The organism is Altererythrobacter sp. TH136 (assembly GCF_007065885.1).
Taxonomy (GTDB): Bacteria; Pseudomonadota; Alphaproteobacteria; order Sphingomonadales; family Sphingomonadaceae; genus Tsuneonella.
Window position 1 is genome coordinate 2,402,903 of sequence record NZ_CP041409.1, and the last position, 25,690, is coordinate 2,428,592.

Annotated in this window: 22 protein-coding genes and 1 tRNA gene; all 23 read left to right on the plus strand. The window is 68.2% G+C overall.

Going from position 1 to position 25,690, the window contains the following annotated elements; genetic code table 11:
- Positions 1 to 189 precede the first annotated feature (189 nt).
- The 23 genes from C0V74_RS11710 (at position 190) to obgE (ending at position 25,690) form a co-directional block, all read left to right on the plus strand.
- Positions 190 to 666: a hypothetical protein gene (locus C0V74_RS11710; RefSeq protein ID WP_207974387.1), complete on the plus strand. Its 477-nt coding sequence runs from the start codon at positions 190 to 192 to the stop codon at positions 664 to 666.
- A complete protein-coding gene (rsmH, locus tag C0V74_RS11715; RefSeq protein ID WP_143251898.1) occupies positions 663 to 1,601 on the plus strand; it encodes a 16S rRNA (cytosine(1402)-N(4))-methyltransferase RsmH in 939 nt (312 codons plus the stop codon). Before C0V74_RS11710 ends, rsmH begins: the two co-directional genes overlap by 4 nt.
- Positions 1,598 to 2,080: a hypothetical protein gene (locus tag C0V74_RS11720; protein WP_143251899.1), complete on the plus strand. Its 483-nt coding sequence runs from the start codon at positions 1,598 to 1,600 to the stop codon at positions 2,078 to 2,080. The genes rsmH and C0V74_RS11720 overlap by 4 nt, the downstream gene beginning before the upstream one ends.
- Positions 2,077 to 3,798: a penicillin-binding protein 2 gene (locus C0V74_RS11725; RefSeq protein ID WP_143251900.1), complete on the plus strand. Its 1,722-nt coding sequence runs from the start codon at positions 2,077 to 2,079 to the stop codon at positions 3,796 to 3,798. The genes C0V74_RS11720 and C0V74_RS11725 overlap by 4 nt, the downstream gene beginning before the upstream one ends.
- Positions 3,795 to 5,288 carry a UDP-N-acetylmuramoyl-L-alanyl-D-glutamate--2,6-diaminopimelate ligase gene (locus tag C0V74_RS11730; protein WP_143251901.1) on the plus strand — a complete coding sequence of 498 codons (1,494 nt, stop codon included), beginning with the start codon at positions 3,795 to 3,797 and terminating at the stop codon, positions 5,286 to 5,288. Before C0V74_RS11725 ends, C0V74_RS11730 begins: the two co-directional genes overlap by 4 nt.
- On the plus strand, positions 5,285 to 6,757 hold the full coding sequence (gene murF / locus C0V74_RS11735; RefSeq protein ID WP_143251902.1) for a UDP-N-acetylmuramoyl-tripeptide--D-alanyl-D-alanine ligase: 1,473 nt from the start codon (positions 5,285 to 5,287) through the stop codon (positions 6,755 to 6,757). Before C0V74_RS11730 ends, murF begins: the two co-directional genes overlap by 4 nt.
- 6 nt (positions 6,758 to 6,763) lie before the next feature.
- Positions 6,764 to 7,834, plus strand: coding sequence for a phospho-N-acetylmuramoyl-pentapeptide-transferase (gene mraY / locus C0V74_RS11740; RefSeq protein WP_131624814.1), 1,071 nt, complete (start codon positions 6,764 to 6,766; stop codon positions 7,832 to 7,834).
- Positions 7,831 to 9,258, plus strand: a complete 1,428-nt coding sequence (gene murD, locus C0V74_RS11745) for a UDP-N-acetylmuramoyl-L-alanine--D-glutamate ligase (protein ID WP_143251904.1) — start codon at positions 7,831 to 7,833, stop codon at positions 9,256 to 9,258. The genes mraY and murD overlap by 4 nt, the downstream gene beginning before the upstream one ends.
- Positions 9,255 to 10,478 (plus strand): putative peptidoglycan glycosyltransferase FtsW, encoded by a 1,224-nt coding sequence (locus tag C0V74_RS11750; RefSeq protein WP_143251906.1) that lies wholly within the window; start codon positions 9,255 to 9,257, stop codon positions 10,476 to 10,478. The genes murD and C0V74_RS11750 overlap by 4 nt, the downstream gene beginning before the upstream one ends.
- Positions 10,475 to 11,653 (plus strand): undecaprenyldiphospho-muramoylpentapeptide beta-N-acetylglucosaminyltransferase, encoded by a 1,179-nt coding sequence (gene murG, locus C0V74_RS11755; RefSeq protein ID WP_143251908.1) that lies wholly within the window; start codon positions 10,475 to 10,477, stop codon positions 11,651 to 11,653. Before C0V74_RS11750 ends, murG begins: the two co-directional genes overlap by 4 nt.
- The gene (murC, locus tag C0V74_RS11760) at positions 11,650 to 13,068 is read left to right on the plus strand and encodes a UDP-N-acetylmuramate--L-alanine ligase (protein ID WP_143251910.1); all 1,419 of its coding nucleotides are present in this window, start codon (positions 11,650 to 11,652) and stop codon (positions 13,066 to 13,068) included. The genes murG and murC overlap by 4 nt, the downstream gene beginning before the upstream one ends.
- Positions 13,069 to 13,142: 74 nt before the next feature.
- Entirely contained in the window at positions 13,143 to 14,036 is an 894-nt protein-coding gene (gene murB / locus C0V74_RS11765; RefSeq protein ID WP_143252293.1) for a UDP-N-acetylmuramate dehydrogenase, read from the plus strand.
- Complete coding sequence (locus C0V74_RS11770) at positions 14,006 to 14,980, plus strand: D-alanine--D-alanine ligase (protein WP_143251911.1); 975 nt, start codon at positions 14,006 to 14,008, stop codon at positions 14,978 to 14,980. Before murB ends, C0V74_RS11770 begins: the two co-directional genes overlap by 31 nt.
- Complete coding sequence (locus C0V74_RS11775; protein WP_143251913.1) at positions 14,973 to 15,887, plus strand: cell division protein FtsQ/DivIB; 915 nt, start codon at positions 14,973 to 14,975, stop codon at positions 15,885 to 15,887. Before C0V74_RS11770 ends, C0V74_RS11775 begins: the two co-directional genes overlap by 8 nt.
- On the plus strand, positions 15,887 to 17,167 hold the full coding sequence (gene ftsA, locus C0V74_RS11780; RefSeq protein WP_131625005.1) for a cell division protein FtsA: 1,281 nt from the start codon (positions 15,887 to 15,889) through the stop codon (positions 17,165 to 17,167). Before C0V74_RS11775 ends, ftsA begins: the two co-directional genes overlap by 1 nt.
- Positions 17,168 to 17,302: 135 nt before the next feature.
- Positions 17,303 to 19,006 (plus strand): cell division protein FtsZ, encoded by a 1,704-nt coding sequence (gene ftsZ, locus C0V74_RS11785; protein ID WP_143251915.1) that lies wholly within the window; start codon positions 17,303 to 17,305, stop codon positions 19,004 to 19,006.
- A 70-nt stretch (positions 19,007 to 19,076) separates the two neighbouring features.
- The gene (locus tag C0V74_RS11790) at positions 19,077 to 20,879 is read left to right on the plus strand and encodes an SPOR domain-containing protein (RefSeq protein WP_143251917.1); all 1,803 of its coding nucleotides are present in this window, start codon (positions 19,077 to 19,079) and stop codon (positions 20,877 to 20,879) included.
- A 153-nt stretch (positions 20,880 to 21,032) separates the two neighbouring features.
- Entirely contained in the window at positions 21,033 to 21,542 is a 510-nt protein-coding gene (locus C0V74_RS11795; protein WP_143251919.1) for a YbjN domain-containing protein, read from the plus strand.
- A 14-nt stretch (positions 21,543 to 21,556) separates the two neighbouring features.
- Positions 21,557 to 22,366: a pyrroline-5-carboxylate reductase dimerization domain-containing protein gene (locus C0V74_RS11800; protein ID WP_143251921.1), complete on the plus strand. Its 810-nt coding sequence runs from the start codon at positions 21,557 to 21,559 to the stop codon at positions 22,364 to 22,366.
- A 96-nt stretch (positions 22,367 to 22,462) separates the two neighbouring features.
- A complete protein-coding gene (locus C0V74_RS11805) occupies positions 22,463 to 23,206 on the plus strand; it encodes a Bax inhibitor-1/YccA family protein (protein ID WP_143251923.1) in 744 nt (247 codons plus the stop codon).
- Between the two features lie 180 nt (positions 23,207 to 23,386).
- On the plus strand, positions 23,387 to 24,262 hold the full coding sequence (locus C0V74_RS11810; RefSeq protein WP_246844879.1) for a hypothetical protein: 876 nt from the start codon (positions 23,387 to 23,389) through the stop codon (positions 24,260 to 24,262).
- 95 nt (positions 24,263 to 24,357) lie between these two features.
- Positions 24,358 to 24,433 (plus strand) — tRNA-Ala (locus C0V74_RS11815).
- A 198-nt stretch (positions 24,434 to 24,631) separates the two neighbouring features.
- Positions 24,632 to 25,690: a GTPase ObgE gene (gene obgE, locus C0V74_RS11820; protein ID WP_143251925.1), complete on the plus strand. Its 1,059-nt coding sequence runs from the start codon at positions 24,632 to 24,634 to the stop codon at positions 25,688 to 25,690.

Here is a 25,690-nt window from a genome sequence, read left to right on the forward strand (position 1 = left end):
TTTTCCCTTCCATCGCGAGGGGAAGAAAGTTAATACCATCTTCCATCGGACACGACGTTCACACCGCGCATCTGACCTTCGGTCGGTGCGAACCGGTAGCGCTCACGCGCCGCCGGACGGGGGAGCAGTTTGTCCGGTTGGCCGGCTTTTTCGAGCGGAGCGGGCCGGGGGTGCAGGGGAAGGGGTTCAGTGGCAGCGGCGCTATTCAGCGGCTTTTCGGGACAGGCCTTCTCACCGGCAGGTGACAAGGGCCGTTTCGTGCTGCCCCCGCTGTTTCGCAGCGCGGTCAAGGACGCGAGCGATGGCCGCGTGCTGTGCCTCGACAAGCATCCGCGCTTCCAGTGCCTCGTCGGCTTCGGCCTTTCGCGCATGACCGAGCTGGAGACCCAGCTCGACCGCGAGGAGGATCGCGCAGGCCCGGACTTCGACCGCGATACCCGCGCGGCGCAGCTGTTCGGCTTTGCCCGGGTGCCGTTCGACGATTCCGGCCGCTTCGTCCTGCCCGATCACCTGCGGATGCTGGGCAACATCGACGACGCGATGTTCTTTCAAGGGGGCGGGCGCAGCTTCACCATCTGGAACCCGGCCGAACTGATGCGGATGGACGATGCCTGGGCCTCGGCCAAGGCGGCCTGCGCGCAGTTCCAGGCGGAGGCACGCAAGTGACGGGCGCACCGCATATCCCGGTCCTGCTGGACGAGGTGATCGCCGCCCTGGTGCCGCAGCCGGGCGAAGTGATCGTCGACGCGACCTTTGGCGCGGGCGGCTATTCGCGGGCGCTCCTGGATGCCGGGGCGACCGTCCACGCTTTCGACCGTGACCCCGACGCCATCGAAAATGCGCGCCAGTGGCCGGAAACTGCGGAAAACCCGCCGCGGCTGGTTCTCCACCCGCGCCGGTTCTCCGAAATGGTTAACGCGCTCGCCGAATCGGGACTGGCGCGCGTGGACGGGATCGTGATGGACATCGGCTTGTCTTCGATGCAGCTCGACCAGGCGGAGCGCGGGTTCGCGTTTTCGGCCGAGGGTCCGCTCGACATGCGCATGAGCCAGGCCGGGCCCAGCGCCGCCGACTTCCTCAACGCGGCGGACGAGGCCGAGATCGCCGACGTGCTGTATACGTATGGCGAGGAGCGCCAGAGCCGCCGGGTCGCGCGGGCGATCGTCGCGGCCCGCCCGCTGGAAACCACCGCCGATCTGGCGCGGGTCGTGCGCAAGGCGCTGGGGTATCACGCCGGTGCGCCCAAGGATCCGGCGACGCGCAGCTTTCAGGCCGTCCGCATTCACGTGAACGCCGAACTGGCTGAACTGGAAGACGGGTTGAGCGCCGCCGAGATCCTGCTGGGTGAAGGCGGGCGGCTGGCGGTGGTCAGTTTCCACAGCCTGGAGGACCGCATCGTCAAGCGTTTCCTGCGCGATGCCTCCAGCGTCGCTGCGGGCTCGCGCTATCTGCCGCAGGCGAGCGGCGCGCCGGCGACGTTCGAACGCGTGTCGAAGGCGGTTCGCGCCGGCGAGGCGGAACTGGCGCGCAACCCCCGGTCGCGCTCGGCCACGCTGCGCCACGCCGTGCGGACCGCTGCTCCGGCGAGGGCCGCGGCATGATCGCGGCCGGCTCCCGCTTGCGCCAGCTTGGCTGGATCGTCACTCTCGCGATTTGTGCCGCGCTGTTCGTCGCGCTGACTTTCAAGGTCAATTCGGTCCGCAGCGAGGTCCGTCTGGCGGAACGCCGGATCATCGCGCTCCAGCGCGAAAAGGTCCTGCTCGAAACCGAATTCGAAACCCGCGCCAGTCAAAAGCAGCTGGCCGAATGGAACGCGGTCGACTTCGGTTACCAGGCGCCGGGCGCGGACCAGTATATCGCGGGCGAGCGGCAGTTGGCCGAGCTGGGCGAGCCGAGGGCGCTGACCGCGCCATCGCCGATCCGCGTCGCCCGCGCGGAGGACGACCAGCGCGAGATGCAGCTGCCCGCGATGGTCTCTCCGCTCACCGGCAAGCCGGTGACGCAGCAGGCCGAGGATCCGAGCCTGGCGGAGCGGCTTGCCAGTGGCGGCGATTTCCTGGCCGAGAGCGCCCGGCGATGAACGCGCTGACCTTCAGCACCGCGATCTATTCGGGGCGCGTCCAATCGGTGACGCTGCGCCAGCGTTCGCTGTCGGTGGCGCGGCTGCGCGTGCTGCTGGTCGCTGCGCTGTTCACCGCACTGGCGTTCGCGGCGGTGGTGCGGATCGCCTTTCTGGGCCTGACCGACGCCACCCACAGCGCGACCTCGTTCGCGGAAGCGCTGCTGCCGCCGCGCGGCGAAATCACCGATCGCAACGGCCAGCCGCTGGCGCGCGCATTTCCCGCCTTCGCCCTGTGGTACAACCCCGAGGCGTTGGGCGAAGGCAGTTCGCTGGTGAAATCGCCCCGGGAAGTGGCGCTGGAACTGAAGGCGATCTTCCCCGACATGGACGAGACCGAGCTGGCTGACCGGCTGGCGAAGGGGAAGGCAGGCTACCTGCGCCGCCGCGTCCTGCCGGAGGATGCCAACCGGGTGCAGGCGATCGGCGAGCTGGCGCTTGAGCTGCCGCAGGAAACCGACCGCCATTATCCGCAAGGATCGATGGGCGCGCACGTGTTGGGATATGTCGGCGCCGATGGCCGTGGCCGGGTCGGCATGGAAGCGGTGCTCGACAAGCAGCTGCGCGATCCCGCGACCCGCGGCACGCCGTCGGCCCTGTCGATCGACGTGCGGGTGCAAGGCGCGCTTGAGGATGAACTGACGCAAGGGATGCGCGCCACCAACGCGATCGGGTCGGCGGGCATCGTGCTTGATGTCGACACCGGCGAAGTGCTGGCGCTGGCGAGCCTGCCCGAATTCGATCCCAACAAGATTGACGAGGCGGGCGCCGCCAACATGTTCAACCGCGTCACCAACCAGGTGTACGAGCTCGGCTCCACGTTCAAGCCGCTGACCGTCGCCGCGGGGATCGACGCCGGCAAGATCACCGATTTCGGCCGGCGTTATTCGGCCCGGCCGTTTCCCATCGGCGGGTTCACGATCAGGGACAGCCACGACCTCGGCGCATCGCTCAACACGCCCGAGATGCTGATGCATTCCTCCAACGTTGTCACCGCGCACATGGTGCGCGAGATGGGGGCGGGGCGGCTGAAGCAGGTCATGGCCGACCTCGGCATGAATGCGCGCCCGGAAATCGAATTGCCGGCCAAGGGCTTTCCCATCTGGTCCAGTGGCGAATGGCCGCTGCTGCGCGGCATGACGGTGGGCTACGGCCACGGCATCGCGGTCACACCGCTGCACCTCGCCAGCGCCTATGCGACGATGGTGAACGGGGGGCTCTACCGCCCGGCGACATTGCACAAGCTTGCGCCGAGCCAGGTGCCGAAGGGTCGCCGGGTGTTCAAGGCGAGCACCTCGGCGCGAATGAACCAGTTGCTGCGGATGATCGCGGTCTACGGGACCGGCAAGAAGGCGGACGCGCCGGGCTTCCGGATCGGCGGCAAGACCGGCTCGGCCGAAAAGCCGGGCGCGGGCGGCTACAAGAAGACTTCGCTGGTCGCCACGTTCGCGGCGGCTTTCCCGATGGACCGGCCGCGCTATGTCGTGATCGCGATGCTGGATGAGCCCAAGGGGACGGTCGCCTCCAGCTTCCAGCGCACGGCCGCGTGGAATGCCGCCCCCATCGTCGGCCGGCTGGTGCCGCGCATCGGCCCCATCCTCGGCGTGCCGCCTGACGCGACCCGTGACGTCGACCTGACCGATCTTGCGCCGCTGGTTCCCCAGGGAGCCAAGGAATGAAGCTGGGCCGGATTGCCGGCGAGGCCGGTCTGGATGCGGGCCAGGCAGCGGATGACACGGTCACCGGCTTTGCCATCGACCATCGCAAGGTGGCACCCGGCACGGTGTTCGGCGCGTTTCAGGGCACCGCTGTCAACGGCGAGGATTTCATCCCCGCCGCGGTGACTGCCGGCGCGATCGCGGTGGTCGCGCGGCCCGAGGCGGTGGTCGAGGGCGCGGTGCACATCGCCGACCCCGTGCCGCGCCGCGCGTTCGCGCGCCTGGCGGCCCGGTTCTTCACCCCCGTTCCCGAGACGGTCGTCGCCGTCACGGGCACCAACGGCAAGACATCGACCGTCGAGATGACCCGCCAGTTGTGGCGCATGGCGGGCCTCAGCGCCGCGTCGATCGGCACGCTGGGCGTGACCACGCCCGACGAAAGCATCTCCACGGGGCTTACCACGCCCGACATCGTGACGTTCCTGTCGAACATGACCGGTCTCGCGCGCGAAGGGGTGACGCACGTCGCCTTCGAAGCGTCGAGCCACGGGCTCAGCCAGTTCCGCAACGAAGGGCTGCGCGTGGCGGCGGGGGCGTTCACCAACCTCAGCCGCGACCACCTCGATTACCACGCGGACATGGACGACTATTTCGCGGCCAAGATGCGGCTGTTCGACGAAGTCGTCGCGCCCGGCGGGACGGCAGTGATTTGGCGCGGAGGCGGCGATGGATGGGCCGACCGCGCCGAAGAGCACGCGCGGAGAAGGGGGCTGCGCGTGTTCACCGTGGGCGAGGAGGGGGATGACCTCCGCCTTCTCGCCCGCACCCCCGGGACCCTGGGACAGCAGCTTCAGATCGAACACGGCGGAAGCACCCGCACCATCGCGCTACCGCTGATCGGCGCGTACCAGGCGGCCAACGCGCTGGTCGCCGCGGGCATGGTCATCGCCACCGGCGGCGATGCGGCGCACACGTTCGACAGCCTGTCGCGCCTGCAGCCGGTGCGCGGCCGGTTGGAGCGGGCGGCGCTCAACCGAGCGGGCGCACCGATCTATGTCGACTATGCTCACACGCCGGACGCTCTGGAAGCGGCGATCGCCGCCTTGCGTCCACACGTGGGAGAAGACCCGCGCGGGCGCCTGATAGTTGTGTTCGGCGCTGGCGGCGACCGTGACATTGGCAAGCGCGCCGAGATGGGCCGCGTCGCCGCTGAGCAGGCGGACGTGGTGATCGTCACTGATGACAACCCGCGCGGCGAGGATGCCGGCGCGATCCGGGCCGCCGTGCTGGAAGGCGCACTGGGTGCACGCGAGATCGGTGACCGGCGCGCGGCGATCGCGGCGGCGGTGACGCTGGCGCAGGCGGGCGACATCGTCCTCGTCGCCGGCAAGGGACATGAACAGGGCCAGATCATCGGCTCGGGAGAAAACATGCGCATGCTGCCGTTCGACGATGTGAGCGTGGCGCGCGAAGCGGCTGCCGCAGGGGCCGGTACAGAGGCCAAAGCATGAGCACGCATCCCGCCCTCAATCACCCGAGCCTGCGCGCGTGGCCGAGCCAGAAGCGCGATGCGCTGCGGCTGGCGCTTTGGACCGCGGATGAGATCGCCGCTGCGACCGGCGGAACGGCAAGCGCGGCGTTCCAGTGCGCCGGAGTGGAGATCGATTCCCGCGATGTCCGGTCGGGCGATCTGTTCGTGGCCCTGACGGGCGAGGCGACCGATGGTCACCGGTTCCTCGACAAGGCGTTCGCCAACGGTGCGGCGGCGGCTCTCGTCAGCGAGCCCATCGACGGGCCGCACGTGCTGGTGGCCGATACCGGAGAGGCGCTGGCCCGGCTGGCGGCAGCGGCGCGCGACCGCGCGGCGGCGGTGCGCATCGGCGTGACCGGCTCCGTCGGCAAGACCGGGGTCAAGGAGGCGATCTTCGCCGCGCTCGACCGTGCGAGCCGCGGCGCGGCGCATCGCAGCGTCCGCAGCTACAACAACCACGTCGGCGTGCCGCTCAGCCTGGCGCGGATGCCCGCGCGCAGCCGGTTCGGCCTGTTCGAGATGGGGATGAACCATGCAGGCGAGATCGCCGCGCTGGCCCGGCACGTCCGCCCGCACGTCGCGGTGATCACCACCATCGCCCCGGCGCACATCGAGAACCTCGGCAGCGAGGAAGCGATTGCCGATGCCAAGGCGGAGATCCTGGGCGGGCTGATGCCCGGAGGCACCGCGGTCATTCCCGCCGACAGCGTCCATTACGACCGGCTGCTGGTGCACGCGCGCGAGGCGGGCGCGAAGGTCGTCTCGTTCGGCAGAGCGGCGCACGCGCAGGCGCGGCTGCTTGACGCGATCCCCAGCGCCAATGGCGGATCGCTGGTCACGGCGGACATCGCCGGCACCCGGCTTTGCTATTCGGTCGCCGAGCCGGGCGATCACTGGATCATGAACTCGCTGGCCGTTATGGCGGCGGTGCAGGCGGCGGGCGGCGACCTGGCCGCGGCGGGCCTGGCGCTGGCGGAGATGGGCGGGCTGAAAGGGCGCGGCGCGCGGCACCGGATCGCGGTACCAGGCGGGCACGCGCTGCTGATCGACGAAAGCTATAACGCCAATCCCGCGAGCATGCGGGCGACGCTGAAGCAACTGGGCCAGACGCCGGCCACCCGGCGCGTGGCGGTGCTGGGCAGCATGAAGGAACTGGGCGACTTCGCCCCCGCCATGCACGCGCAACTGGTCGAGCGGATTGCCGAAGCGCATGTCGATCACGTGGTGCTGGTCGGCGCCGAGATGCTCTCGCTACACCGCGAACTGGGGAAACCGGGGGCGGCCCCGCTTGCCCCGCCGCTCACCTTCACGCATTGCGACGGACCTGGCGAGGCGATCGCGGCGCTCGAGGAGTTCGGTCTGACGGGTGGTGACGCGGTCCTGGTGAAGGGATCGAATTCGATCGGGCTCGGCAGGCTGGTGGCGCACTTCGTCGACCGTGGGCGATAGAACCGAATGCTGTACTTGCTCGCCGAATGGATGGGTTTCGAGGGACTGTTTAACCTCGTCCGCTATCAAACCTTCCGCGCCGGCGCGACGCTGCTGACCGCGCTGCTGATCGGCCTCGTCATCGGGCCCAAGTTCATCGACATCCTGCGCGTGCGCCAGGGCAAGGGCCAGCCGATCCGCGAGGATGGGCCCGCCACGCACCTGGAAAAACGCGGCACCCCGACAATGGGCGGGCTGATGATCCTCACCAGCCTGATGCTCGCGTCGCTGATCTGGATGGACTTGCGCAACCCGTTCATCTGGGCGTGCATCGCGGTGACACTGGGCTTTGGCGTGATCGGTTTCCTCGACGATTACGACAAGGTGCGCAAAGCGAGCCACAAGGGCGTGTCGGGCAAGGTGCGCCTGCTGCTGGAATTCATCGTCGCGGGTGTCGCCTCATGGATCGTCGTCAGCCAGATCAACACGTTTCTCTATGTGCCGTTCATGGTCGGAATCGGCATTCCGCTGGGGCCGTTCTACTTCCTCTTTGCCGCGCTGGTGATGGTCGGCGCGGGCAATGCGGTGAACCTGACCGACGGGCTTGATGGGCTGGCGATCATGCCGGTGATCATCGCCAGCGGCACGTTCGCGATCATCGCCTATCTGGTGGGCCGGGCGGACTATTCAGCCTATCTTGGCATCCCGCACGTCGCGGGCGCGGGGGAGCTGGCCATATTCTGCACCGCGATCATGGGGGCGGGGCTCGCCTTCCTGTGGTTCAACGCGCCGCCGGCGGCGGTGTTCATGGGTGATACCGGCAGCCTGGCATTGGGCGGCGCGCTCGGCGCGATTGCCGTGGCAACGCACCACGAAGTCGTGCTGGCGGTGGTCGGCGGATTGTTCGTGTTCGAAGCTCTGTCGGTGATCATTCAGGTGTTCTGGTTCAAACGCACCGGCAAGCGGGTGTTCCGCATGGCGCCCATCCATCACCATTTCGAGCAGCTGGGCTGGAAGGAATCGACTGTCGTGATCCGGTTCTGGATCGTATCGATCGTGCTCGCCCTGCTTGGCCTGGCGACGTTGAAGTTGCGGTGATCACCAGTCCCGCCTTTGCCGGAAAGCGCTACGCCGTGCTGGGCCTGGCCCGCAGCGGGCTGGCGACGGTCGAGGCGCTGGTCGCCAGCGGTGCGCACGTGACCGCCTGGGACCGGCAGGACAACGCCCGGGCGAAAGTCGACGCGGCCAACGTGCTGCTGGCCGATCCGCTAGAGATCGACCTGACCGGCTACGACGGCGTGGTGGTGTCGCCCGGCGTGCCGCTCAACACCCACCCGATTGCAAAGCGCGCCGCGCAATTCGGCGTGCCGGTGATCGGCGACATCGAGCTGTTCGCGCTCGCCCGCCCAAGCCTGCCGCCGCACAAGGTGGTCGGCATCACCGGCACCAACGGCAAGAGCACCACCACCGCGCTGGTGCACCACATCCTGCAGACCGCCGGCGTACCGACCACGATGGGCGGCAACATCGGCCTGCCGATCCTGGCGCAGGACCCGTTGCCGGAAGGTGGGGTGTATGTGCTGGAGCTGTCGAGCTATCAGATCGACCTGACCTTCAGCCTCGACTGCGACGTGGCGGTGCTGCTCAATATCACGCCGGACCACCTTGATCGGTACGAGAGTTTCGAGGCGTACGCGGCATCGAAGCTTCGACTGGTCGATATGCAAACGGCGTCACATTGGTGGGTTCACACGGACGATCCTTTGCTCCTCCAATATGATTACGACGCCGACGAACTTCCAAGGCAGAACGCAGGTGAGCGCTCTGTCCACGCGTCGACGGAATATCCCAATTGTTTAGGCAGCGTCGTAGACGGTGTAGCGAAATCCGATTCCAGTCGAGTTGGCTTCCAGAAAAACTGGCCCAGCCTGCAAGGGCCGCACAACGCGCAAAACGCCGCTGCTTCCATCGCCGTCTGCCGCTTGATGGAGCTTAAGCTAAATGAGATTTCGCTCGGACTCCGCACCTTCACCGGCCTCCCCCACCGCATGGAGCGTTTCGCCACGCACAACGGCGTGACGTTCGTCAACGACAGTAAGGCCACCAACCCCGACAGCTCGGCTCCTGCGCTGGCAGCCTTCCCGCCGGAGAACGGCACGCCGCGCATCCACTGGATCGTCGGCGGGCTGCCCAAGGAGGATGGGCTCGGCGCGACCGAGCAGCACCTCGCCAATGTGAAGGCCGCCTACACTATCGGCGAGGCCGGACCGCGCTTTGCCGAGCTGCTGGAGGGCCGGGTGCCGGTCACGCGCTCGGAAATGCTGTGCGAGGCGACCCGTCAGGCCATCGCCGCGGCCGACCCGGGCGATGTCGTGCTGCTCTCCCCCGCCTGCGCCAGCTTTGACCAGTTCAAGGATTACGAGCAGCGCGGCGAGCGCTTCCGCCAGTTCGTCGAAGCCCTGACCGAGGACCCGGCCGCGGATCCCTGCGCCGTCCAGGGGCACGGGGAGAAGGCGGCATGAACGAGCGGCCGTATATTCCCCGTGGCGGTGCCGCGACGCCGATGCAGGCGCGCTATCCCGCATCCCGCCGTGCCGAGATCAAGATCTGGTGGCGCGAAGTCGACCGCGTGCTGCTGGGCCTGATCCTGCTGCTGATGGCGATCGGCACCGCCGCGGTCGCCGCCGCCAGCCCGGCGAGCGCGCACCGGCTATCGACCCGCAATGTCGACCTGCCGGAACTGTATTTCTACTGGACCCACCTTAAGTGGCAGGCGCTCGGCCTCATCTTCCTGTTCGGCGCGTCCACCCTCAGCCGCGAGAACGCGCGCCGGCTGGGCATCGTGCTCGCCGCCGCGATGCTGTTTTTCCTCATGCTGATCCCGATCGTCGGCAGCGAGGTGAACGGGGCCAAGCGCTGGATCAACCTGGGCATCGCCGGGTTCCAGCCGTCCGAGTTCCTCAAGCCGGGTTTCGCTATCCTGCTCGCGTGGATTGTCAGCTGGCGCTTGCGCGATCCGCAGTTGCCGGTGCTGGCGACCGTCACCGGCGTGATGGTGCTGGTCGCGGCGCTGATGATGATGCAGCCCGATTTCGGCGGCACGATCCTGTTCGCGGGCGTATGGTTCACCATCGTGCTTTTGGCGGGCATCCCGCTGAAGCGGGTGGGGATCATGATGGGGGCGGGGCTTGCCGCGCTGACCGCGACGTATCTGCTGTACGACAACGCCCGCCATCGGATCGACGCGTTTCTGGGCGGAGGCACCGCGTTCGATCAGGTGGACCTTGCCAGCCGCACGCTGCTGGCCGGCGGCTGGACCGGCGCCGGGCTGTGGCTGGGCGTGCGCAAGATGAATCTGCCCGAGGCGCACACCGACTATATCTTCTCCGTCATCGGGGAAGAGTTCGGTCTGATCGTCTGCGCCATCATCGTCCTGCTGTACCTTGCCATCATCGTCCGCGTGCTGACCCGGCTGGTGGATGAGGAGGACCTGTTCACCCTGCTCGCCGCCGCGGGCCTCACCGCGCAGATCGGCGGCCAGGCCTTCATCAACATCCTCGTCAACCTGCAGCTGTTTCCGTCCAAGGGCATGACCCTGCCGCTGGTCAGCTATGGCGGGTCATCGACCATCGCGGTGTGCCTCGCCGTCGGGCTGCTGCTGGCGCTGACGCGGCGCAACCCGTTCCTGTATCGCCAGACGCCGGGGCTCAAGGCGCTGATCACCAAGGAATTGCAGGCGTGACCGGAGCGACGCGCCACTACGTCCTGGCGGCAGGCGGAACCGGGGGGCACCTGATCCCCGCCTTCGCGCTGGCGGCTGAGCTGCACCAGCGCGGGCATCACGTCGCGCTGGTGACGGACGCGCGCGGGGCGAAGCTGCCCGGCAAGCCCGACTTCCTGCCCGCGCACGTCATCCCTGCCGGCCGGTTCGGCAAGAACCCGCTCAAGTGGCCGCAGGCGATCTCCGCCATTATGGAAGGGCGGCGCATGGCGCTGCGGCTGTTCGACAGTTTCCAGCCGAGTGCGGTTGTCGGATTTGGCGGGTATCCCGTGTTCCCCGCGCTACTCGCGGCGTCGGCCGCGCAGGTGCCCAGCGTGATCCACGAACAGAACGCGGTGCTCGGCCGCGTGAACCGCGTCTTTGCCGGGCGGGTGGACGCGATCGCCACGGCGTATCCCGAAATCGCGCGGCTTTCGCCCACGCACTTCGGCAAGGTTCACCTCGTCGGCAATCCCGTCCGCGCCGAGGTGCTGGACTTGCGCGATGCGCCGTTCCCGGCATTCACCGCCGATGGCCTGCTGCGGGTGCTCGTCACCGGCGGCAGCCAGGGCGCGCGGGTGCTTAGCGAAGTGGTGCCCGATGGCCTCGCCATGCTGCCGCCCGCGCTGCGCCAGCGGCTGCAGGTCACCCAGCAATGCCGCGCGGAAGACCTCGAGGCGGTGCGCGCGCGGTATCGCAGCCACGATATTCCGGCGGAACTCGGCACCTATTTCGAGAACATGGCCGAGCGGCTCGCCGATGCGCACCTGTTCATCGGCCGCGCCGGGGCGAGCACCATCGGGGAACTCACCGCCGTCGGCCGCCCGGCGATCCTGGTGCCGCTGCCGATCGCGACCGACGACCACCAAGCGGCCAACACGCGCGAGATGGTCAAGGCCGGCGGCGCGCGGATGATCCGGCAGGACAAGTTCACCGCCAAGGAACTCGCCAAGCAGATCCAGGCGCTCGCCCAGCGGCCAGAGACGCTGGCGACCGCCGCGCACGGCGCATGGAACTGCGGCCGGCCCAAGGCGGTCCAGGATCTCGCCGATCTGGTCGAAAGCTTTGGCGGGGACGAGCTGATGGACGTCATCCGCCTGAGCGACGAAGCGTCGGCGCCAGCAACGGCTTCGGCCCCGCGGGAGGCGCTGGCATGAAAGGCGTTCCGACCGACATCGGCACGATCCATTTCGTCGGCATCGGCGGGATCGGCATGTCCGGCATTGCCGAGGTGATGAACAACCTCGGCTACAGCGTGCAAGGTTCGGACTTGTCCGACAGCGCCAGTGTCGAGCGGTTGCGCGCGCGCGGTATTCCGGTGATCATCGGTCACGCGGGCGAGAACGTCGCCGGCGCGGCGGTGGTGGTCATTTCCACCGCGGTGAAGCGCACCAACCCCGAAGTCGCCGCCGCGCTCGAACGGCGCATCCCGGTGGTGCGCCGCGCGGAAATGCTGGCCGAGCTGATGCGGCTCAAGAACACCGTCGCGGTGGCGGGCACTCACGGCAAGACCACCACCACCAGCATGGTCGCGGCGCTGCTTGACGCGGGCGGGATCGACCCCACCGTGATCAACGGCGGGGTGATCGAGCAGTACGGCTCCAACGCCCGGCTGGGCGACAGCGACTGGATGGTGGTTGAGGCCGACGAGAGCGACGGCAGCTTCCTGCGATTGGACGGCACAATCGCGGTGGTCACCAACATCGACCCCGAACACCTCGACCACTACGGCGACTTCGACACCGTGCGCCGGGCGTTCGTGGAGTTCATCCACAACGTGCCGTTCTACGGCGCGGCGGTGCTGTGCATCGACCATCCCGAGGTGCAGGCACTGATCGGTCAGGTTCGCGACCGGCGGGTGGTCACGTACGGCTTCTCGCCCCAGGCTGACGTCGGCGCGGAGAACGTGCGGCCCGATGGCGGCGGCAATCTGTTCGACGTGGTCATTCGGCGGTTGGGCGAGGAAGACCGGCGGATCGCCGATGTGCGGTTGCCGATGCCGGGCCGGCACAACGTGCAGAACGCGCTCGCCGCGATCGCAGTGGCCATCGAGATGACGTGCCCCGATGCGACCATCCGCACCGGCTTTGCGCAGTTCGGCGGGGTGCAGCGGCGTTTCACCAAGGTGGGCGAGGTGGCCGGGGCCACCATCATCGACGATTACGCCCATCACCCGGTGGAAATCCGCGCGGTGCTGTCGGCCGCGCGCGAAAGCGCCGGGGCGACCGGCGGGCGGGTGATCGCGGTGGTCCAGCCGCACCGGTTCACCCGGCTGCGCGACCTGATGGATGACTTCCAGAGCGCTTTCAACGACGCCGACCGGGTTTACGTGACCCCTGTCTACACCGCGGGGGAGGAACCGATCGCCGGCGTCGATGCGGCGGCGCTGGCGACGGGGCTGCAACTGCGCGGGCATCGGGCTGCCTCGACCGTGGCGGACAAGGAACACCTCGCGCGCGAACTGCGCGGCGAACTGGCGGCGGGTGATGTGGTGGTCTGCCTGGGCGCGGGCGACATCACCAAGTGGGCCGCGGGCCTTGCCGATGCGGTGCGGCTGGAGCAGGCCGCGTGAGCCGCGTTCAACCGGGCGAAGTGCCGCGCTGGCGGCTGCCGGTGGCGCCGTTCTCGGCGATCGAGGAGGCCGTGGTGCGGCCGCTCGCGGTCGGGCAGGTGCGCGGCAAGCTGACCCCGAACGTCCCGCTGGCGCCCTATGTCTGGTTCAAGACCGGCGGCAAGGCGGACTGGTTGTTCGAACCGGCCGACCTGGAGGACCTGCAGGAATTCCTCTCCCGCCTCGATGGCGAAATGCCGGTGATGGCGCTGGGGCTGGGCTCCAACCTGATCGTGCGCGACGGCGGCGTGCCGGGGGTGGTCATCCGCCTCGGCAAGGCGTTCGCCACGGTGGAAGCGCGGCGCGACAAGGTGCTGGAATGCGGCGGCGGCGCGAGCGGCATCCTGGTTTCGTCCAAAGCACGCGACGCCGGTGTTGCAGGGGTCGAGTTCCTTCGGGGCATCCCTGGCACTGTCGGCGGGTTCGTGCGGATGAATGGCGGCGCTTACGGGCGCGAAGTGAGCGACGTGCTGATCGACTGCGACGTGATCCTGCCCACGGGCGAGTTCGTCACGCTACCCGCGCGCGATCTCGACTATTCCTATCGTCATTCCAACCTGCCCGAAGGCGCGGTGGTGGTCGCCGCGCGCTTCCAGGGACGGGAGGGCGTTCCCGCCGAGATCGGCGAGGAGATGGACAAGATCGCCGCCGCGCGCGAGGCGAGCCAGCCGCTGCGCACCAAGACCGGCGGTTCGACCTTCAAGAACCCGCCCGACGGCAAGGCCTGGGCTCTGGTCGACGAAGCCGGTTGCCGCGGACTGACGGTCGGCGGCGCGCAGGTGAGCGAGAAACACACCAATTTTCTGATCAACACCGGCGACGCGACGAGCGCCGATATCGAGGGTCTGGGCGAAGAAGTGCGACGGCGGGTGTATGCAAAGAGCGGGGTGACGCTCGAATGGGAAATCCAGCGGGTTGGCCGACCGTGAGCTATCACGTCGCAGTCCTGATGGGCGGCTGGGCCAACGAGCGTTCGGTCAGCCTGATGAGCGGGGAAGGGGTCGCGAAGGCGCTCGAGGCGCGGGGGCACCGCGTCACCCGGATCGACATGGATCGCACCGTCGCCGCGCGCATCGCCGAAGCTGCGCCCGATGTCGTGTTCAACGCGCTCCACGGCGTGCCGGGGGAAGACGGCACGGTGCAGGGCATGCTCGACCTGATGGGCGTGCCTTACACACACTCCGGCCTCGCCACGTCGGTGATCGCGATCGACAAGGAGCTGACCAAGAACGCGCTCGTTCCTCATGGCGTGCCGATGCCGGGCGGGCGGATCGTCGACAGCGCGGGCTTGCACGACAAGGACCCTCTGGCGCGGCCATACGTGCTGAAGCCGGTCAACGAAGGCAGCTCGGTCGGGGTGGCGATCGTCACCGAGACGAGCAACTACGGCAACCCCATCCGCCGCGATGCCGCCGGGCCATGGCAGGAGTTCGCGCAGCTGCTGGCAGAACCGTACATTCGCGGGCGCGAGTTGACGGTGGCGGTGCTCGATGAGGCAGACGGTCCGCGCGCGCTGGCGGTGACCGAGCTGGTGCCCAAGTCCGGCTTCTATGATTTCGACGCGAAGTACACCGAGGGCATGACCGAGCACGTCTGTCCCGCGCAATTGCCGCCGCGGATCGAGGAGTTGTGCAAGGGTTACGCCGTGCAGGCGCACACGCTGCTCGGCTGTCGCGGCTGCAGCCGTACCGACTTTCGCTGGGATGACGAGCAGGGCGAGGCCGGCCTGTTCGTGCTCGAAACCAACACGCAGCCGGGGATGACTCCGCTGTCGCTGGTGCCCGAGCAGGCGAAGTACTGCGGGATGAGTTACGAGGACCTGGTCGAGGCGCTGATTGCAGAAGCACTTAGCCGGGGGGCGAAGTATGGCTGAGACGATCAACCGCAAGGCTAAGGGTGTGCGCCGGTCGGCGGCCGCGCGCAGCCGCGCCGACACCGCGCGCAAGGCGAAGGCGAAGACCACCGGCGCGGTCGGCGGGGCGATGGCGCTGCTGCCGTTCACAGAAGAACAACTGCACAAAGTGTTCCTGGCGATGATCCTGGGCGCCGCGGCGGCGCTGGCTTGGTTTGTCGCCAGCTTAGCGGGCGTGCCCGCGCTGGCGCAGGCGCAAGTCGCTGCGCTGGCCGCCGATGCAGGGTTCGAGGTGCGCCGGGTCGAGGTGACCGGCGTCGACCGGATGAACGAGCTTAAAGTCTACGAGCGTGTGCTTGCCGAGCGCGACCGGCCTATGCCTTCCGTCGAGCTGGACGCGATCCGCGCCGATCTGCTGGCGCTGTCGTGGGTGGCGGACGCGCGGGTCAGCCGCCAGTTGCCCGATACGCTGGTGGTAGACGTGGTCGAGCGCACGCCGCGCGCGGTGCTGAGGAAGCCGGACAAGCTGGTCCTGATCGACGGCACCGGACACGAACTGGAGCCGATCACCCCCGCCAACGCCAAGAGCATGCTGGTCGTCACCGGCCCCGGCGCGGCGCGCCAGGTGGCGGCGCTTGACGATCTGCTGGAAGCGGCGCCCGCGCTCAAGCCTCAGGTGGCCGAGGCGGAATGGGTGGGTAACCGGCGCTGGAACCTGACCTTCAAGACCGGCCAGGTGCTCGCGCTGCCCCGCGGGGACCAGGAACCGGCGGGCGCGCTGGTGCAATTTGCCCGGCTCGATGGGGTCAACCGCTTGCTGGGGGGCAAGGTCGCCGCGTTCGACATGCGCGCCCCCGACCGCATCTACATGCGCATCCCGGGCCGCTCGGGAGCCAAGGCGCTCGAAGCCGCGAAGGGAGCCGAATGATGGGTCTACCCCGCATCGCCAAGGTATTCGGCGCGGTCAACGTCGGTAGTTTTCGCATCTCGGCCATGATCATGGGCTTGTCCGAGACGGGTGAGATGATCGTCCTGGGATCGGGCAACCGGCAAAGCCAGGGGATCAAGCGCGGTTATGTCACCGACATGGCCGCGGCGACCTACGCCATCCGCGATGCGGTGGAGCGGGCGGAGAAGAACGCTGGCACCAGCATCTCCAGCGTGTGGGTCGGGTGCGCGGGCGCCGGACTGGCGAGCCGGGTGGCCAAAGTCGAGATCGACATCGGCGGCCGGCGGATCGAGGAAGACGATATCGAGCACCTGCTGGTCGCCGCGCGCGATAGCATCCAGCCCGACGGGCGGATGGTGCTGCACGCGCAGCCGGCGCACTATACGCTCGACGGCGCGCACGGAGTCGCCAATCCGCGCGGTCTCCATTCCGAACGGCTGGGCGTCGATGTCCACGTGATGCTGGCCGACGGCGCGCCGATCCGCAACTTGATCGAGGCGGTGCAGAACGCGCACCTCGACGTCGAGGCCGTGGTCGCCGCGCCGATCGCCGCGGGCCACGCCTGCCTCAGCCCCGAGGAACGCGAGCTGGGCACCGCGCTGGTCGAAATCGGCGGCGAGGTGACCAACGTGGCGCTCTATGCCGGCGGGATGTTGCTGGGGCTGACCGCGATCCCGTTCGGATCTTCGGACATTACCGATGCCATCGCATCCGCCTTCGGCATCCGCCGGTTCCAGGCGCAGCGCCTGAAGAGCCGCTATGGTTCAGCGATCGCCTCGCCCAGCGACTACAAGGACATGGTGCCGGTGAACGGGCCGGGGGACGAGGCGGGCGGGCCTGCCGCGCGCGGCGCGGACGACAAGAACCGGGTCGCGCGGGCCGAACTGATCTCCATCATCACCGAACAGTTGGCCCGCCTGTCGGACGAGGTCGGCCGCGCGCTGAAAAGCATGGGCTTCACCGGGGCCAAGGGCGGGCAGGTGGTCGTCACCGGCGGCGGTGCCGAACTGGCAGGGATCGCCGAATACCTGCAGAGCGCGCTCGGCCGGCCGGTGCGGATCGGTAAGCCACCGGCCTTGCGGGGACTGGGCGAAGCGAACGCCAGTCCCAGCTTCGTGACCCTGGCGGGCCTGTGCCTGTACGCCGCCGATGACCCGGTGGACATCCGCGCCGTCGGTCGCCAGCACACTCCGACCGTCCGCTATTCCGGGCTCGGCGTCGCCACCCGGGTGTGGCGCGCGATGCGAGAATACTTTTGAAGTGACTTTGCGCTTGAACTATCGGCCGTTAACCGTTGTGGATAAGGGCGGGAAAACCATCCCTGCGCACCCCGGTTTGTGCCAAGCTGCGTTACGAATTTGTCAAATTGATCCCAATCTTCCGAGGGAAGCCACATGAGCATCAACATCGGTCCCCCCGCCACTGACGACCTGCGCCCCAAGATCATGGTGATCGGGGTGGGCGGCGCTGGCGGCAACGCGATCGCCAACATGATCGACGCGCAGATCGAAGGCGTGGACTTCATCGTCGCCAACACCGATGCGCAGGCGCTGGGCAACTCCTCGGCCAGCAAGCGCATCCAGCTGGGCCCCGACATCACCGGCGGCCTGGGTGCCGGCGCGCGGCCCGAAGTGGGCAAGGCGGCAGCGGAAGAAACCGTTGCCGAGCTCGAGGATGCGCTCGAAGGCGTCAACATGTGCTTCATCGCGGCCGGGATGGGCGGAGGCACGGGCACCGGCGCGGCGCCGGTGATCGCCGAGGCGGCGCGGCGCAAGGGCGTGCTGACGGTTGGCGTGGTGACCAAGCCGTTCCTGTTCGAAGGAACGCGCCGGATGCGCGCGGCCGAACAGGGCATCGACGAACTGCAACGTCACGTCGACACGCTGATCGTGATCCCCAACCAGAACCTGTTCCTGGTCGCCAAGGCGGAAACCACCTTCAAGGAAGCGTTCGGCCTTGCCGACGAGGTGCTTCAGCAAGGCGTCCGTTCGATCACCGATCTCATGGTCATGCCGGGTCTCATCAACCTCGACTTTGCCGACGTTCGCTCGGTGATGCAGGAGATGGGCAAGGCGATGATGGGCACGGGCGAGGGCGAGGGCGAGAACCGCGCGCTCGAGGCTGCCGAACGGGCCATCGCCAACCCGCTGCTCGACGGAGTCAGCATGGCCGGCGCCAAGGGGGTAATCATCTCGATCATCGGCGGCGAAGACATGAAGCTGCTCGAAGTCGACGAAGCGGCGAACCACATCCGCGAACTGGTCGACGAAGATGCCAACATCATCTGGGGTTCGGCCTTCAATCCCGACCTGCAGGGCAAGATCCGCGTCTCGGTGGTCGCCACCGGGATCGACGGGACCGGCGAAGTGGCCATGAACCAGCCGCGCACCTTCGCGCTCGGCGGCGGTCGCGCTCCCAAGCGCCCGGTGCTCGAACTGCCCGAGGAAGACGAGTTCGAGCTTCCCGCCGAAGCCGAGATCGCGGACGAGCCGCAGAGCGCGCAGGTCGCCAGCGAGGAGCGTCAACCGCTCGACCTGGGTACCAGCTTTGCTGACGACGAGGACGAGACCGGCGAGGAATACGGCGACGATGTCGACGGGATCGTCGATCCGCTGGCGGGCCTGCGCAACGACGAGGCCGATACGTACCAGCCAGCGCCGCAAGGCTATGGCGCGGCCGAAGCGGAAGCGGAAGCGGATGACGAAGACCTGTGGCTGACCGACGGCAAGGCCGCAGCGGAAGAGCCACGTCAGGAAGCGGACAATTCCGCCACTCAGGATGATCTGCTGCTCAATGCCGATCGGTTGGCCGAACAGGACGAACCGGTGCGCACGATGCTGGGCGGCGGACGCCGGCGCGGATTGGTTTCGGGCGATGCGGGCGGGGCAGCCGCTGGTGGTAGCACGTCCGCGGCCGGTGGCGCCGGTGGCGGCTCGGGCGGGAGCTCTGGCGCCGGCAGCACGCTGTTCGAGCGGATGGCAAACCTCTCACGCGGCGGTAGCCGCCCGTCGGATGACGAGGATGAGGGTGAAGAGGACGACAATGGGTCTGCTTCGCTGTCGATCCCGCGTTTCCTTGGCCGGCAGAACAACCAGTAACGCGGTGTCCTGCCGGCCAGCGGGCGCGTTCCGCGCGCGTTCAGCCAGGGCCGGATAGGGCACACAACCTATGTCGGTTCGCAAGATATCAGGTCTGACCTGCACAGCAGCGCCGCTCCTGGCGGCTTTGCCGTGGGTTCTCGGCAGCGGCGCGGCGAGCGCGCAGGATTACGCCGTGGTCCAGCCACTGCCCCCGCCGGCGGCCAGTGACCTCAGGTCGTCGCTCGGGCGGTTGGCGCGCAGCCCGGCGGATTTCGACGCGTTGATCGCGGCGGGCAAGGCTTCGCTCGCGCTGGGGGATGTGGACGCGGCAACCGGATTTTTCGGCCGCGCCGATGCGATCCGTCCAGGGGACGCCCGCGTTAGGGCAGGCTTGGCGGCGGCGAACCTGCGCTCTGACAGACCGATTGAGGCTCTGCAGTTGTTCGAGCAGGCCGTGGCGGCCGGGGCGCTCCCGGCGACGGTCGCCGGCGACCGCGGGCTCGCCTACGATCTGGTTGGCGACAATGCTTCGGCCCAGGCGCAGTACCGCATGGCGCTCGCCCTGGGCCCTGACGCTGAGGTCAGCCGTCGGCTGGGACTGAGCCTGGCGATCTCGGGCGACAAGAGGGGCTTCGAAGCGACGCTGCTGCCCCTGCTGCAACGCCGCGACTTTGCCGCCTACCGCGCACGCGCCTTCGGCCTTGCCATCCTGGGCGAGGAGCAGGAGGCGGTGTCGATCGTCGAGGCGGTGATGCCGCGCGATCTTGCCAACAGGATCAAGCCGTACCTGTCCTACATGCCCCGGCTGACCCGCGCGCAGCAGGCGGCGACCGGCAACCTCGGCGCTTTTCCCAAGGCAGCGCAGATCGGCCGCGACGATCCGCGGTTTGCGCAGCTGGCCGGGGTTCAGCCCGCTCCGCCAAGCCAGGCCGGTGACAGCCGCCTGACGCCGAGGGGCCAGCCGCTCGGGCCCAGGGTCGCGGCCGCCAGTCCGCCCCCCGCTCGCACCACGGCGGCCGAGCGGCGGCGCCAGCGCGCAAGCTCTACCGGCCCCACCAGCCTTGCCGAACGCGCGGCGGAAGCGAGAGCTGCCAGGGAGGCAAGGCGAACCCAGCCGCCCGTCAGGATCACGCAAGCCGCGCCGCCGGCTGCGACGGTGGTGCAGCGGCCCGCGCCGCCGCCTCCGGTCGTGCGAGCCGCCGCGCCACCACCGCCGCCACCGCCGCCGCCGCCACCGCCGCCCCCACCACCACCGCCGCCCCCAGTTACAGCGCCTGTCATCCAGTTGCCTGAGCCGCAGCCGGTGGTCGTGATGCAGTTGCCCGCGTCCACGGCGGCGCCGGGGTTCGACCTGGCGCAGGTTCAGCGGCCATCGGCGGCGCAACCCTCGCAAGCAGGGCTCGTGCAAGCGGCCGCGACCGCTCCCGCCGTCGCGCCGATCCCGGACGACGTGACCGTGGCCGATGCCTTCGCCGACCTGTTCAACGCCAACGGCGTCACCGCGCCCGCGGCAGGCGCGGTCGACATCACCGCGATCAAGCCCAGGCGCGAGGCGGTGCAGGTGGCCCGGGCCGAACCGGTCAAGGCGGCCCCGCCGCCGCCCCCCGCGCCAAAACCCAAGGTGCCGAGCCGCGTGTGGGTGCAGGTCGCCACGGGCAAGGATCTGAAGGCGCTCGGCTTCGACTGGCGCAAGTTCGCGAAGAAATCACCCGCGCTGCTCGGCAAGCGCGATGCCTACATCGCGAAATGGGGCGAGACCCGCCGGCTGGTCACCGGACCGTTCGATTCGGCCAAGGCGGCCAACACGTTCGTGTCCGACCTGAAGAAAGCCGGGATCGACGCGTTCGTGTTTACCAGCGATGCTGGCGAGGATGTCGCCCCGCTCAAATGAGCGCGCGGGCGGGGCGGGGCGCTCTCCACCGCTTTTGCACAGGCTGTGAACAGGGTTATCGGTTTGTCCCCAGCCGTTAACCTCGTCCGCATTGCGAGCCATTCCAGGCCCCGCCAATCACCGGGCAAGAAAAAGGACGGGACGCGCGACGCCATGAGAACCGAGCACGAAGACTACAGCCAGGCCGGCGACGACGCCGCCCCCGTCGACATGCTCGCCGCGCTGTTCGAAGCGCGGGGCTGGTCGCACGAGGTCGTTTCGCCGGAAGAGATTTCGGGCGAGGTGCAGGGTGCCTGGGCCAATTACCAGGTGCGCGCGATCTGGCGCACCGAGGACAACGTGCTGCAGTTGCTCTGCCTGCCCGACGTCCGCGTGACCGAGACCAAGCGCAGCGCCGCGCACGAGTTGCTGGCGCTGGTCAACGAACAGCTATGGCTGGGGCATTTCGACGTGTGGTCACAGGGCGGGATGCTGGTCTACCGCCATGGCCTGCTGTTGGGCGACGACGGGCTGCTGAGCCTCAGCCAGGCGCAGGGCTTGGTGGAAACCGCGGTCGACGAATGCGACCGGTTCTACCCTGCGTTCCAGTTCGTCCTGTGGGGCGACAAGAGCCCCCGCGATGCGCTCGCCAGTGCGATGGTCGACGCCGACGGAGAAGCCTGATCGGACAGCCCGCCATGACCGACCCATCATCGATCCTGATCGCGGGATACGGCGCCATGACGTCGGCGATGGTCGAAGGCTGGCTGAAAGCGGGCGTTCCGGCGGACACTTTCACCGCATACGGTCCGCGGCCCAAACACGTGCCTGCCGGGATGCGTTTCGTGACCGAACTGCCGAATGGGCGGTTCAATCTGGTCGTGCTGGGATTCAAGCCGCAGATATTGGGGGAGGCTGGTCCCCCGCTCGAACCCCTCGCCGGGCCTGACACCGCGCTGGTGTCGGTTCTCGCAGGGGTTGAGCTTGCCAGCCTGGCGCGGATGTTCCCCCGCGCAGGCGCCTTTGTCCGGCTGATGCCCAACTTGGCAGCGGCCCTCGGCAAGTCGCCGATCGCGTTGGTGGCAGAGGGGCTGACCGGCAGTCAGCGGGACGTCGTCACCGCGCTGGCCGATCACCTTGGCGGAGCGGAGTGGCTGGGGGACGAAAGCCAGTTCGAACTGGTGACCGCGCTGGCGGGATCGGGCCCGGGGTTCGTCTACCGCTTCATCGAGGCGCTGGCCGCTGCCGCCGCCGAACTGGGGCTCGATGCCGAGCAGGCCGAGCGGCTGGCGGTCAGGATGGTCGAAGGCGCTGGCGCTCTTGCCGCGGCCTCGCCCCTGTCACCCGGGGATCTGGCCCGGCGGGTCGCCAGCCCCGGCGGCATGACGCAGGCCGGGCTCGACGTGCTGGACGCGGACCAGGCACTGGCGCGGTTGCTGGGTGAAGCCTTGCGCGCTGCGCGTGATCGGGGCCGGGACATGGGGCGCGAGGCCCGAGGCGAAGGTTAACGCCGCACTGTCCGGTTTTCCTTGAATAGAGTGCGCAAAGTCCCGATATTGCTGTCACCGGCTTGTCGTCGCTCGGCGCCGGAATGGAGATTGTAAATGGCTGATTACAACGATCCCCGCGCGGGCACGACGGGCTTGGGGGCCGGCTTCGGCTCCGTTCCGCGCGCCGGTGGGCAGGTCGTGTTCGACGCAGGGCTGCGCAAGCACATGCTGTCGATCTACAACTACATGACCAGCGGGGTGCTGTTGACCGGCATCGTCGCTCTGCTGACGTTCAACTCTGGCCTGGCGGTGACGTTCGCCACCGGTCCGTTGATGTGGATCGTCGCGCTGTCGCCGCTCGCGATCGTCTTCGCGATGAGCTTCGGTGCGAACCGCTTCAGCAAGAGCACGTTGCAGATCATGTTCTGGGCCTTCGCGGCGCTGATGGGCCTGTCGCTGTCCACGATCTTCCTGCGCTTCACGGGCACGTCGATCGCGGTCACGTTCTTCGCCACGGCGGCGGCGTTCGCCGGTCTGAGCCTGTACGGCTACACTACCAGCAAGAGCTTGAGCGGCTTCGGCACGTTCCTGATCATGGGCGTGGTAGGACTGCTGGTAGCGATGGTCGCCAACATGTTCATCCAGAGCCCGGCCCTGATGTACGCCATCAGCGCGATCGGGGTGCTGATCTTCGCCGGTCTGACCGCCTACGATACGCAGCGGCTCAAGAATGAGTACGCAGTTCTTCGGGGTACCGAGTTCGCTGGCAAGGCGATCGTGCTCGGCGCGCTGACGCTTTATCTCGACTTCATCAACATGTTCCAGTTCCTGCTCAGCTTCATGGGCAACCGCGAATAATCGCACGCAGGACTCGCTTCATCGTGCCCGGGGTGCCCAGGACCATCAACCTGGCGCCCCGGGCATTTTCTTTGCCTGCCTAAGGCGATAGGGCGCCAGACGCTTCAGGCACGCGAAAGGCGGCGCGTGCCACGAAGCGGGGAACAGGAGGGCCGCGGCCGCATGCTTTTGATGTCACCGATGCGTATTCGAATGGTTTCGCTGGCCACCGGGCTGGCCGTGCTCGGCGCGTGCAAGACCACCCCGCCGCCGCCTCCGCCGCCGCCCCCGCCGCCCCCGCCGGTGGAGGTCATTCCCTATCGGCCGCTGCCCCCCGGCGGCGCGACGTACGTGATGAATATTCCGGGTCGGGGCGCCGACGGGCAGCGCCTGACGGTCCTCAAGAACCTGACCGACGACCAGCGTCTGTGGTACTTCCGCTCGGCGTGGAACGTCGCTGCGCTCAATTGCATCCAGCCGGAGGACGCGCCAATCCTCGATGGCTATCGGACGTTCCTAACGAGCAACGCCAAGACCCTGACGGCGACGAATCAGCGCCTCGACCGGACTTACCAGAAGGATTTCCCCGGCCGGAACGTTGGCATCGCCGAGCGTGAGCGGCAGATGACCATCGTGTACAATTACTTCGCGCTGCCCCCGGTACGCGCGGAGTTCTGCCAGGCGGCTCGGCAGGTCGCGGCGGCTCAGGCGGCCATGGCTAGCCCGGATGCCGCTGCGCTGGCCGCGGCGAACTTCGGTCAGTTCGAAACGCCGTTCGAGAAGTTCTTCAACGAGTATGAGCAATACCAGCGCGATTCCGCTGCCTGGGATGCCCAGTACGGCGCGCGCTACGGCGCCTCGCAGCCTGGTTATGTGGCGGTGCAGACCGCTCGCCTTGCGGCGGTGCCCCAGGCGGGCGTCAGCGATCCAGCGGCCACCACGCTCCAGCCGCTTGGCCAGGCGGGCGCGGTGACCGATCCTGAAACGGGCGCGTCCATCCCGGTGGTACCGGTACCCCAGGATGGCCAGTCCACGCCGGTCGTGCAGCCGGTGCCGGAGTCGGACGGGAAGCCATAAGCCGCACCGCGTACAAAGGTCTTTTCTTGCCGGACGCGGTTCGCTAAGCGCCGCGCTCTTCGCGGGGATTGCCGGTGCGAGGAAGAAACTGGAACGGGGCCGTAGCTCAGCTGGGAGAGCGCGTCGTTCGCAATGACGAGGTCAGGGGTTCGATCCCCCTCGGCTCCACCAGTTTCCCTCCGTCACTGACTGCCCCGGCACAGACTGCAGACGCAGCTTCATTCCGCTAGCCGCGATTGCGACCGAACGGTCGCTGCACCGGTTCTCGACATTCGCCATTCCGGGTTCGCCCCGAGACCTTTCCTGACCCATCTTGGCGCATCAAGCCCGCGCGCGACATTTGGGCCGCAGTCGGCTAGTTACCAAACCATGCATTTCCTCGATCAGGCCAAAATCTATCTGAAATCCGGTGCCGGCGGCCCTGGCGCCGTGTCTTTCCGGCGCGAAAAGTACGTCGAGTACGGCGGCCCGGATGGCGGCAATGGCGGCAAGGGCGGCGATATCGTGCTGGTCGCGGTCGCTGGCCTCAATACCCTGATCGACTTTCGCTACACCCAGCACTTCAAGGCCGCGCGCGGCGGACACGGGATGGGCAAGGACCGGACCGGCGCCTCCGCTCCCGATCTGGTGATCGAGGTGCCGGTGGGCACGCAGGTTCTCTCGGAAGACAAGGACGAGGTGCTCGCCGATTTCACCGAGATCGGGCAGCGGATCGTCCTGCTGGAAGGCGGCATGGGTGGGCGCGGCAACGCCAGTTATAAGACCAGCACCAATCGCGCCCCGCGCCAGCACCAGCCCGGCATTCCGTCGGAAGAGATGTGGGTCTGGCTGCGGCTGAAACTGCTGGCGGATGTGGGGCTGGTGGGTCTGCCGAACGCGGGCAAGAGCACTTTCATCAACCAGGTGTCGAACGCGCAGGCGAAGGTGGGCGATTATGCCTTCACCACGCTGGTGCCGAAGCTGGGCGTGGTGCGCCACCGCGGACGGGAATTCGTGCTGGCGGACATTCCGGGCTTGATCGAAGGCGCCGCCGAGGGCGCGGGCATCGGCGACCGGTTCCTGGGCCATATCGAACGCTGCCGGGTGCTGATCCATCTGATCGACATCGGCGGGGTCGACCCGGTCGAGGCGATGCAGGTGGTCGAGGAAGAGCTCGCCGCTTATGGCGAAGGGCTGGAGGACAAGGCGCGGCTGGTGGCGCTCAACAAGATCGATCTCGCCGACGCGGAGCTGGCGGAAGACTACGCCAAGGAGCTGCGCGCGGCGGGGGCGGACGACGTGTTTCCGATCTCCGGCGCGACCGGGGCCGGGGTCGAGCGCCTGCTCGATGCGGTGCTAGGATACCTGCCCGACCGGACCGCGACCGAGACCAAGGGCAACGAGGTCGAGGACGTGCCCGAAGACGGTGGGGATTGGTCCCCTATCTAG